The sequence below is a fragment of the Streptomyces sp. NPDC046215 genome, assembly GCF_040646215.1.
In the GTDB taxonomy this organism is placed as follows: Bacteria; Actinomycetota; Actinomycetes; order Streptomycetales; family Streptomycetaceae; genus Streptomyces; species Streptomyces stramineus.
The window spans coordinates 1-9,715 of record NZ_JBEYZW010000141.1 but is presented as its reverse complement, the minus strand read 5'-3'; the positions used below and the strand labels follow the sequence as shown (position 1 = coordinate 9,715).

General features: G+C 73.4%; 7 protein-coding genes. 2 read left to right on the top strand and 5 right to left on the bottom strand.

Annotated features, from left to right (window positions below; genetic code table 11):
- The 3 genes from ABZ951_RS32715 to ABZ951_RS32705 all read right to left on the bottom strand — a co-directional run.
- Nucleotides 1–1,869, bottom strand: a 1,869-nt coding sequence (locus ABZ951_RS32715) for a condensation domain-containing protein (RefSeq protein WP_361281608.1), incomplete at its 3' end; no start/stop codon positions are given.
- Nucleotides 1,870–1,949: 80 nt separating this feature from the next.
- Nucleotides 1,950–2,627: a DUF4232 domain-containing protein gene (locus tag ABZ951_RS32710; protein WP_344089584.1), complete on the bottom strand. Its 678-nt coding sequence runs from the start codon at nt 2,625–2,627 to the stop codon at nt 1,950–1,952.
- A gap of 309 nt (nt 2,628–2,936) precedes the next feature.
- Nucleotides 2,937–4,469, bottom strand: a complete 1,533-nt coding sequence (locus ABZ951_RS32705) for an FAD-dependent monooxygenase (protein ID WP_344089585.1) — start codon at nt 4,467–4,469, stop codon at nt 2,937–2,939.
- Between the two features lie 211 nt (nt 4,470–4,680).
- Between ABZ951_RS32705 and ABZ951_RS32700 the strand changes: the two genes are divergently transcribed.
- Nucleotides 4,681–5,316, top strand: coding sequence for a hypothetical protein (locus ABZ951_RS32700; RefSeq protein WP_344089586.1), 636 nt, complete (start codon nt 4,681–4,683; stop codon nt 5,314–5,316).
- A gap of 42 nt (nt 5,317–5,358) precedes the next feature.
- Here ABZ951_RS32700 and ABZ951_RS32695 read toward each other — a convergent pair whose 3' ends face one another.
- Both ABZ951_RS32695 and ABZ951_RS32690 read right to left on the bottom strand, forming a co-directional pair.
- Nucleotides 5,359–6,582, bottom strand: coding sequence for an ATP-grasp domain-containing protein (locus tag ABZ951_RS32695; protein ID WP_344089587.1), 1,224 nt, complete (start codon nt 6,580–6,582; stop codon nt 5,359–5,361).
- A gap of 36 nt (nt 6,583–6,618) precedes the next feature.
- Nucleotides 6,619–8,217: an amidase family protein gene (locus ABZ951_RS32690; RefSeq protein WP_344089588.1), complete on the bottom strand. Its 1,599-nt coding sequence runs from the start codon at nt 8,215–8,217 to the stop codon at nt 6,619–6,621.
- 101 nt (nt 8,218–8,318) lie between these two features.
- Here ABZ951_RS32690 and ABZ951_RS32685 point away from each other — a divergent pair, with 101 nt between their 5' ends.
- Nucleotides 8,319–9,530, top strand: a complete 1,212-nt coding sequence (locus ABZ951_RS32685; RefSeq protein WP_344089589.1) for a cytochrome P450 — start codon at nt 8,319–8,321, stop codon at nt 9,528–9,530.
- The last annotated feature ends 185 nt before the right edge of the window (nt 9,531–9,715 follow it).

Sequence of the window (9,715 nt, the reverse complement as noted above, 5' to 3'; positions counted from 1 at the left end):
GCCCTTCGGGCGGCCCGTCGACCCCGAGGTGTGAATGACATACGCGGCATCCCCCGGCGTGAGCGGCGACAGCCGCTCGGCGTCGGTGAGATCGGCCGCGGAATACGCGGCTACGTCCTGTCCGGTTTCCGTGTCGTCGAGGACGACCCTGGCGATGCCCAGGTCCGGCAGACCGGGTGCGACGTCCGCCTGCGTCATGAGGATCCACGGCTGGGCGTCGGCGGTCACCGCCCGGAGCCGTTCGGCCGGGTAGGCGGGGTCCAGCGGCAGGTAGGCCGCACCGGCCTTCAGCACGGCCAGGACACCGACCACCAGCTCCGTGGAGCGGGACAGCGCCAGAGCCACCGTCCGCCCCCGCCCCGCGCCGCGCTCGACGAGCAGCCGGGCCAGCCGGTTGGCCCGCGCGTTGAGCTCCCCGTAACTCAGGGACGCCCCCTCGTACGTGACCGCCACCGCCCCCGGGGTGCGGGCCGCCTGCGCCTCGAACCGCGCGGGCAGCGTGGCATCAGGCTCGGGCGGGGCACCGAGGGGCTGATCGTAGGAGACGTGCTCCTCGGCACCCAGCAGGGTCATACGGCCCACAGGAAGGTCCTGTGCGGCGTCGGCGAGCTGATCCAGCAGGCGCAGGAAACGCTCCTGGTGCTCGGCCAGCACCGCTTCGGTGTACAGCGCCGGGTTGGCGTCGAAGAAGAATTCCAGGCCGGCTCCGCCCCGCCCCGGCCGCACGGTCACCGACAGGTCCTCGACCGGGCCGACGGACAGGTGATGGTTGGTCGTGGGATGTCCGCCGAAGGACGGGTCGTTGGAGAACGACATGAGGTTGACCACCGGGCCGTACAGGCGCCGGGAGCCGCCCAGCAGTTTGAGGTCGCGGCGCAGGTCCTCGCCTCGATAGCGCTGGTGCCCGCGCAGGGCGCGCAGCTCCGCCGCCACCGAGCGGACCAGCTCACCGGCCGTGGTGGCCGGCCGGAGGGCCAGGCGCAGCGGCAGGACGCCCGTCGCCACACCGGGGGCCCGCAAGGCCGCGGTACCGCGCCGGTTCAGGACGGGCACCCCGAGGACGACGTCCGTGGCACCGGTGCAGCGGTGCACGTATGCGGCGGTGGCGGCGAGGAGCAGTTCGGCCCGGCCCGCGCCCAGGCGCGCCCCGGCGGCCGACAGCCGCTCGGCCTCGGCCTCGGTCAGGACGGTGGAGCGGCGCAGGCAGGCGGGCGACGGCGGCGCGGTGCCCTCGGTCAGGCCCACGGCCCCGGGGGCGTCGGCGAAACGTTCCGTCCAGTAGGCGCGGTCCCGCGCGCGGTGCTCCGAGGCGCGGTAGGCGTTCTCCTCGTCCAGGAGCCGGCTCAGCGGGGCGAACGCCTCCTTCACGTCCTGTCCGGCCACGAGCGCGGAGTAGGTCTCGGCCAGCCGCTGGGCGATGAGCGTGAAGCCGTACCCGTCGAGGAGGATGTGGTGCGCCCGCTGGTACCAGAACCAGCGGTCGGGTGCGGCCCGGAAGAGGGCCTGGGTGAACAGCGGTCCCTCGGTGAGGTCGACGGCCGTCGCGAGGTCGGCGCGCATCCACGCCTCGGCCGCCGCGTGCGGATCGGCCTCTGCGCTCACGTCCACGCAGTGCAGGGGCCAGTCGGCGGTGGGCGACAAGGTGCCGCGGGGCCCGTCCGCGGTCTCCGCGAGGCGCAGCGCGAACGTCTCCGCCTCCGCGACCGTGCGGCGCAGCGCCGTCTCGAAGAGTTCGGCGTCCACCGGGCCGTGGATCTCCACGCACTCACCGGTGTTGTAGGCCGCGTTCGCGGGGATCAGGCGCTGGGCGTACCAGATCCCCTCCTGGGCGGCCGACAACGGGAAACCGGCATCCTCATGAAACGACATTCGCACCAACCTTCATAGGTGAACGGAAAGTTCCTGCGGGTACATCAGGCGGGCACAGCAGGGTCGGACTGCCGGTGCGCTCAGAAGTCGTCCGCGCCGTTGCGCAGCTCGGGCGTCCAGTAGCCGGTCGCCCACTTGGCCGGGTCGACGGCGATGCCGCCGGCCCCCGGTGCCTTCACGGCGGCCGTGCCGCCGCCGCCCTGGAGGGTGACGGAGAATCCCGTGACCGGCTCGGTGTGCTCGTCGACCCCGCCGTCCGAGAGTTTGACCACGGCGTACGCGGGGGCGCCCGCGGTGAGGACGACGGGTGCGGCGGGCTTGCTCTTGGCGACGGCGGGCACGTGCTTCCGGTGGCTCTCCAGGAATTCGACCTCCGGGAAACCGGTCAGCTTGCAGCTGCGGCCCGAGGTGTTCTTGGCCGTCAGGACGATGTGGGTGTACGGCGGCCCGCCCTGGTGGGCGGCCTTGACGGTGACGTCCTTGGTGGTACAGACAGGCGCGGCCGCGGCCCCCGGCCCGGTGGACGCCTTGCCCGCGCCGGCGTCCTTCCCGGCACCGCCACCGGCCCCCTTCGGGGTGTCCGCCTTTCCGCCCGGCTGCGCGGACTGCCCTGCCGAGGGGGCCGACGCGGCGCTGCCGGCCGCCGGCCCTGAGGACTTTCCGCCGGAGTCGCCGTCACCGCAGGCGGTGAGGGTCAGGGCGAGCGCGGCGGTACCCGCGGCGGCGAGGACGGTGGTGCGGTGGTGAAACGTAAGCATGGGTAACCCCCGATGATGGCGCGGCAGTCGCCCGGCCCCGGGCCACACCGCGCCTGACCTGCAGACACGCACGAGTCTGCATCCGGCTGCTTACGTTCCGCTTGCGTCCCGCTCACGCTCCTCCGCCGACCGGCTCGGGAGCGTCCACGGCCCTTTCGGACACGGCGCCGCCCCTTCGCCTTCTCCGCCGGTACGGCCGCGCCCGAACGGGAGGACATCCACAGGGGAGCTCCTCAAAGGCCGGGCATCGCCACGGGAACACGGCCTGCACGGGGGTCGACCCGAGGCCGTCCACGGCGGCCCGGCGCCCTACGCCTGAGGCGCCGCGACCCACGTGCTCAGCGCCCGGGCCCGCTCGGCCCGGCGGACCGTGAGGTCGGCGGTTCGGGAGGCCCACGCGATGTATCCGTCGGGGCGGATGAGGATTTCCCGCACTCCGTCGAGGTCGGGCCGGGCGCCCTGCGGGCAAGCGGTGACCGTGCGCATCGGGCCGGTCCGCTCAGGGGCGGCTGCCGTCCGATCACGGAGCGCGTCAGCGCGGACCAGGTGCAGGAGGACGAAGTGGCCGTCGTGCAGGAGCTCGTAGGCGCGCGTGGGCCCCGCCGCGACGGTGGTGAGGCTGATGTCGGGCATGCGCCGGCCGGTGAGCGGGTCGGCGCGTGAGGTGGCGGGAGGCGGGTAGCCGATGTCGAGCCCGGAGATCCGGTCGGCCAAGTGGCGGTTGACCTCCGGCATCCCCAGGAGCGTGTCGAACAGCTCGCACAGGACACCCGCCGGACGCCCGTAGCGCTCCGTGAGCGGCAGTTCTACCAGCAGCGTCTGGGCCCGGGTGCCGGTGGTGACGGCCCGGCCCACGGCGTGGCGCTCGGTGTGGTAGGTGTCCAAAAGCGTGGCGGGTGCCCGCCCGCGAACGTGGGCCGCCAGTTTCCAGCCGAGGTTCATCGCGTCCTGCAGCCCGGTGTTCAGGCCCTGGGCGCCCACGGGGAAGTGGATGTGCGCGGCGTCGCCGGCCAGCAGGACGCGGCCACGGCGGTAACTTTCCGCGAGACGGGTGGCGTTGCCGAACCGCGACAGCCACCGGGGCTCGTCGATCGCGCAGTCCGTTCCGCAGACCCGTTCCAGCGAGGTGCGGAACTCCTCCAGTGTCACCGGCTCCGTCGAGGGCACCCGGATCCGTCGCGGGTCCATGACCACGAACCTCGTCAGCCCGGCCTCCAGCCGCGCGACGAGAACACCGTGCCGGCGGGCCCGGTCGTTGTCCGCGTGGTCGGCGACGGCGAAGTCGCCCACCACCGCGGTCATCGACTCCTCCGTCCCTGGAAAGCCGATGCCGGCCGCCTGCCGGACGAAGCTGCGCCCGCCGTCGCACCCGACCAGGTACCGGGCCCGGACGGTGACCGGGCCGCCGGGGCCGCGCACGTCCACCGCGACGCCGTCACCACGCTGCCGCAGGGCGACGGCTTCGTACCCGCGGTGGATCCGCACGCCCAGTTCCCCGGCCCGCTCCGTGAGCAGGGCCTCGGTGCGCGACTGAGCTATCAGCAGGGCGTAAGGGTGCCGCGTGTCGAGTGCGGTGAAGTCGAGCCGCCGCCGGAGACTCGCGGTGAACTGCCAGCCGGGCACAGGCCGGCCGGCAGCGAGGAACCGGCCGGCCAGGCCCCGCGCGTCCATGAGCTCCATGCTGCGAGGGTGCAGGTTCAGCGCCCGTGACTCCCGATGGGCTTCGAGGCGTCCTTCCACCACTTCTGTCCGCACGCCGGCCAGCGCCAGCTCACCGGCGAGCAGCAGTCCGGTCGGGCCCGCACCGACCACGAGGACCTCGGTGTCCGCGCCTGCGCCCAAGGACGTCACCCCACCAGCTTTCGACGTGGCCGGTACGCCGTCAAGCAGACCTTTCCCGCCGCCCTTTTCGGCGGCCTCCGAGTCGTGGAGAGCACCGACGGGCCCCACCGGGCCCGGCCGACCGCCTTGGCCGGACCGGGGCTTGGCAGGAGCACGGGCCCGTACTGGAATGGCATCGACCACCCGTGGGCGCCGCGAGAGGAGCCCGTACGTGATCCACATGACGGAGACCCTGGCCGTGCAGACCATCGAGGACTTCCTCACCGGCGAGGAGACCACCCGGCTCACCGAGCTCCTGGACGAACACCTCGCCACCACCGGCTGGGTCCCCGTGCGCCCCAGCGAGGGAATGACTCCACCCGAGCCGGCACAGGCGATCCTGGAAGGTGCCGTGCGGCGCGCGCTGCCCGCCCTCCGCCGCGTCTTCCCCTCCGCCACGGCCACCGACCCATGGCTGTATCACGACCTCAAACCCGGAGACACCATCCGCCCGCACGTCCACGGTGTGGGCGATCCGCAATCCCGTCCGCAGCGGATCGCCCGCGTCGCCTTCAACCTCCAGGACGCCGAGGACGGGGGCGCGTTCTACCTCGACACCTACTCCGCCGACGCCCTGTGGAGCGACGTCACCGCGACCGCCGGCAGCGACTATTCGCGCGGCGCCCGCTTCGTCCACGAGATCACCGCCCGCACCGGACCGGTGAACCTCAGCGACCTCCCGCACACCCGCTGGACCTGTAGCCCACCACCGGGAACCACCGTCGTCTACGGCACCCAGCTCGTCCACGGCGTCCTGCCCGTCGTCCGGGGCAGAGTACGCAAGCTCATCACCAACCTCCTCGCGTGACCTCGCGGCGGGTGAGGGCGCCGTCTTCCGGCCGGCGCGGAACTACGCCCGGACAGAAATCGGCGCATCACCCGTGCTCAAGGCGTGCGTGCCGCGCGCGAGCTGGGCGGCGGCCTCGTCCGCGCTGGTCAGCAGCGCGTCCGGGGGCAGCGCCGACAGCCACTCGGGCACCGCGGCGGCACGGTCGCCCGGGACGCCGAGGACGGCTCGGTAGTACCCGCCGATCAGGGGCCCACGATTGGCCGGATTGCCGGGAAAGGGCACCAGCGTCGTCCCGGACGGTGCGGGCGGCAGCACCGTGCCGTTGCGCACCGGCAGCTCGAGCGCGACCCTGCGGACCCGCGGAGTGCGGAGGGGGAGGCCGAGCGCGGCTTCTCCGTGCGCCGCATGAGGGTCGAGGCCCGTACTGATCCAGCTCATGTTCGACACACCACCCAGGCGCCCGTTCAGCTCGATCACCTGGAGCCGGCCGTCGTCGGTCACGGCGAAGTCCAGCTGCCACGGGCCCCACGGGCCGAAGTTCTCCACCATGTCCACGACCGTGGCGATCAGTTCCGCCCGCGCCCGTGCGGGCAGGGCCGCCGGCGCGACTCTGACCCGTCTGCCGGGGGAGCAGTCACCGTCGAGCCGGTACAGGGAAGCCACCGGCCAGGCGATGGTGGACGAGGCATCTGAAAGGAGCTCGACCGCGTATTCCTCGCCCTCCACCGCCTGTTGGACCAGAACCGGACAGGTCACCTCCCTCGACACCCGGTCGAGGTGGCCGGCGTCCCGCACGTAATGCCGCCCGGCGTGAAACTCGCTGCGGGCCTCTTTGACGAGCACGGGAAACCCGAGCTCGCGGGCCGCCTCCCGCACCGCCCCGGCCGCCGCACACACCACTGCGCGGGGCACCGGCCAGCCCCGCCGCCGCGCGATCCGGTGAAACGCCACCTTGTCACTGGCCAGCGTCGCGAAGGCTTCCGCGTGCACGGGCACACGCTTCCCCGCTGCCCGCAGCCCTTCCGCGGCGCGCGCGTAGACGGGGAGGAACTGTTCCTGGCCGGGGCACCCGGGATTGGGCACGACGAGGTCCGCCCCGTAGTCGCCGAGCAACTCCAGCAGGGCGCGCTCACTCAGTGCGGTGGGCAGCGCCCCGTACTCCACGCCGGGTCCCAGGAACGAGGTGAGCTCCACGAACGCCAGGACGACAACATCAGCACCGCCTTCCCGGAGCCGTGGAACCAGCCTGTCCACCCGGAACTCGCCCAGGACCACCACGCGCATCGTCCACCCCCACCGTGCGGCGTTGCCGGACGCCGCTCACCGGCCCTGCCCCACCGTCGGCAGGTAGCGGGGCGCTCGCCAGGCGTCCAGTTGGTGCTCCACCGCCGCACCCAGCGACAGCAGCCGGCCGTCCTGACGGTCGCCCGCCATGAGGAGCAGGCCGACAGGCAACTCGCCCACGAACCCCGCGGGCACCGACAACGACGGGTACCCGGCCACGGCCGCCGGAGTGGAGGAGGGGATCACGTCGTTGTCACCCCGGGAGCAGTCGGTCGTCCAGGCCGGCGGGTTGGCCGGGGAGGCGATGGCGTCCAGCCGGTGGGCGGCCATAGTCGCGTCGATCGAACGCCGGGACAGGTTCGTCAGCTCGGCACGCATCGCCCGGTACTCCGGGCTGGTCGTGGGAGGCGCGGCGAGGGCCCGCTCGAACAGCTCCTGACCGGCGAAGCAGGTCCGCTCCGCCGGGTGGGTGCGGTTGAACTCGATCAACCCGGCGAGGTCGCGAGGCCCGCCGCGGGAGGCCAGGTAACGGTCGATGTCCCGGTGGAACTCGCTCAGCAGGGCCGGGAACTCGAGTTCGGCAAGCCGGTCCTGATGCGGCGGCGTGACCTCGACGACCTCGGCGCCCGCTTCGCGCAGCCTCTCCGCCGTACGGCTCATCAGAGCGTCCACCTGCGACCCCAGCGCGGGCAGACGCCACAGCCCGATCCGCCGGCCGCGCAGCGTGCCGGGCCGCGCCGGCCGATGCGCAGCGCTGAGGGAGCTGCCGGTGCCCGAGGTCTCGCCGCCGCTGAGCACCGAGAAGGTGAGGGCCGCATCGATGACGTTGCGCGCCATGGGCCCCGCGGTGTCCTGTTCGGCGGAGATCGGCACCACGCCGTCCTGGCTGACGAGCCCGAGACCGGGCTTGTGGCCGACGACCCCGTTCATCCCGGCCGGGCACACGATGGAGCCGTCCGTCTCGGTGCCGATCGCCACCTGCGACAACGACGCGGCGAGCGCGGCGGCCGATCCGGAGGACGAACCGCAGGGATTCCGGTCCAGTACATACGGGTTGTTGGTCTGCCCGCCCACCGCCGACCACCCCGAGGTCGGCTTGGCGGCACGGAAGTTCGCCCACTCCGAGAGGTTGGTCTTGCCCAGGATCACGGCCCCCGCGTCCCGCAGCCGGGTCACCAGAGCGGCGTCGGTGTCCGGCGGGCGGACGGCCAGCGCCAGGGACCCGGCCGTGGTCGGCATGTCGCGGGTGTTCACGTTGTCCTTCAGCAGCACGGGGATGCCGTCGAGCGGGCCACGGGCCGTGCCGCGGCGATGCCGGGCGTCACTGGCGGCCGCCTGGCGCAGGGCGGTCGGGTCGGTGCGCAGCACCGCGTGGATCCGGGGATTGACGGCCTCGATCCGCCGCAGGTAGGCGGCGGTCAGCGCCGACGACGTCAACGAGCCGTCCGCCATGCGGAGCTGGAGCTCCGGGATCGTCACCGTATCGAGGTCGACTCCCGGCGCCGGGGACGAACCGGCCGGCGCCGGACCGCCGGTGCCGGGCTGCCCGGCTTGCGCACGCGGACTCGGCGCGCCCGTCAGGACGGATCCCGCCACCAGAGCGACGATCAGTGCGGTGGTGCTCCTCTTCCTCATGAGAATCAGGGCACTACAGGCCCCGCGTCCGGCGCAAGGGTGCCGCGACGGCGATCCGGCGGGAACTGCCCCCTGCCCGCCCTCACCGCTAGCATCCGCCCATGGACGCGAGCACCGGATTCGACCCGTGGTCCCCCCGGTTCGTCGCCGACCCCTACCCGGGGTACGAGCGGCTGCGGGCCGCCGGGCGGGTGCACTGGTTCGAGCCGAGCGGTCAGTGGCTGGTGCCGCACTACGAGGACGCCCGGGCGCTGCTGCGCGACCGGCGGCTGGGCCGGACGTACCTCCACCGCTTCTCCCACGAGGAGTTCGGGCGCACCCCTCCTCCCGCGGCCCACGAGCCGTTCCACGTCCTCAACGGCAACGGCCTGCTGGACCTCGAACCGCCCGACCACACCCGCATCCGGCGCCTGGTGTCGAAGGCGTTCACCGCGCGCACGGTCGAGAACCTGGCGCCGGTCGTGGCGCGGCTGGCGAGCGGGCTGGTGGACGAGCTGCTCGCCCAGGGCGGCGGGGACCTGATCGGCGCGGTCGCCGAACCCCTGCCGGTAGCCGTCATCGCCGAGATGCTCGGCATCCCCGAGGCCGACCGGACACTGCTGCGGCCCTGGTCGGCGGCGATCTGCGGAATGTACGAGCTCAACCCCGGCGAGGAGACGGCACGCGGCGCCGTCCGCGCCTCCCTCGACTTCTCCGCCTACCTGCGCGAGCTGATCGCCGACCGCCGCGCCCGCCCCGGCGACGACCTGATCACCGCGCTCGTCCACGCGTACGACGAAGGCGACCGGCTCACCGAGCAGGAAATGGTCTCGATGTGCGTCCTCCTGCTCAACGCGGGTCACGAGGCCACCGTCAACACCACGGGCAACGGATGGTGGGCGCTCTTCCGCCACCCGGACCAGCTCGCCGCCCTGCGGGCCGATCCCGGGCTCCTGCCGGGCGCGGTCGAGGAGCTCATGCGCTACGACACCCCGTTGCAGCTCTTCGAACGGTGGGTGCTCGACGACATCGAGATCGCCGGCACGGCCCTCCCGCGCGGCAGCGAGGTGGCCCTCCTCTTCGGCTCGGCCAACCGCGACCCCGCCCGCTTCCCCGACCCGGACCGCCTGGACGTCACCCGTGCGGACAACCCCCACCTCAGCCTGGGCGCGGGCATCCACTACTGCCTGGGCGCGCCGCTCGCCCGCCTCGAACTCGCCGCCTCCTTCGGCGAACTGCTCCGGCGGGCACCCCGGCTCCGCCTCACCGCGGAACCGCAGTGGAAACCGGGCTTCGTGATCCGGGGGTTGCGGGAGCTGCTCGTCGAGTGCTGAAGCCATCCGCCGGGCGTCTCGCTGGAAGCGGCCCGGCGGCCCGGCGGCCCGGCGGCCCGGTGGCGTGCACCACGGCGAGGGTGCGCGCGAGGGGCGCTGTTCGGAAAGCCGGTCGGTGTCGTTGCGGCACACCGCCCCGGCCGGGGGGGGGGGGGGGGTGGGGGCGGCCGAGGCGGGGCGGTTGA

Bases quoted from the DNA above. Each gene is read 5' to 3' on its own strand.
- ABZ951_RS32710 (WP_344089584.1), bottom strand. From the start codon at position 2,627: ATGCTTACGTTTCACCACCGCACCACCGTCCTCGCCGCCGCGGGTACC.
- ABZ951_RS32690 (WP_344089588.1), bottom strand. From the start codon at position 8,217: ATGAGGAAGAGGAGCACCACCGCACTGATCGTCGCTCTGGTGGCGGGA.
- ABZ951_RS32695 (WP_344089587.1), bottom strand. From the start codon at position 6,582: ATGCGCGTGGTGGTCCTGGGCGAGTTCCGGGTGGACAGGCTGGTTCCA.
- ABZ951_RS32685 (WP_344089589.1), top strand. From the start codon at position 8,319: ATGGACGCGAGCACCGGATTCGACCCGTGGTCCCCCCGGTTCGTCGCC.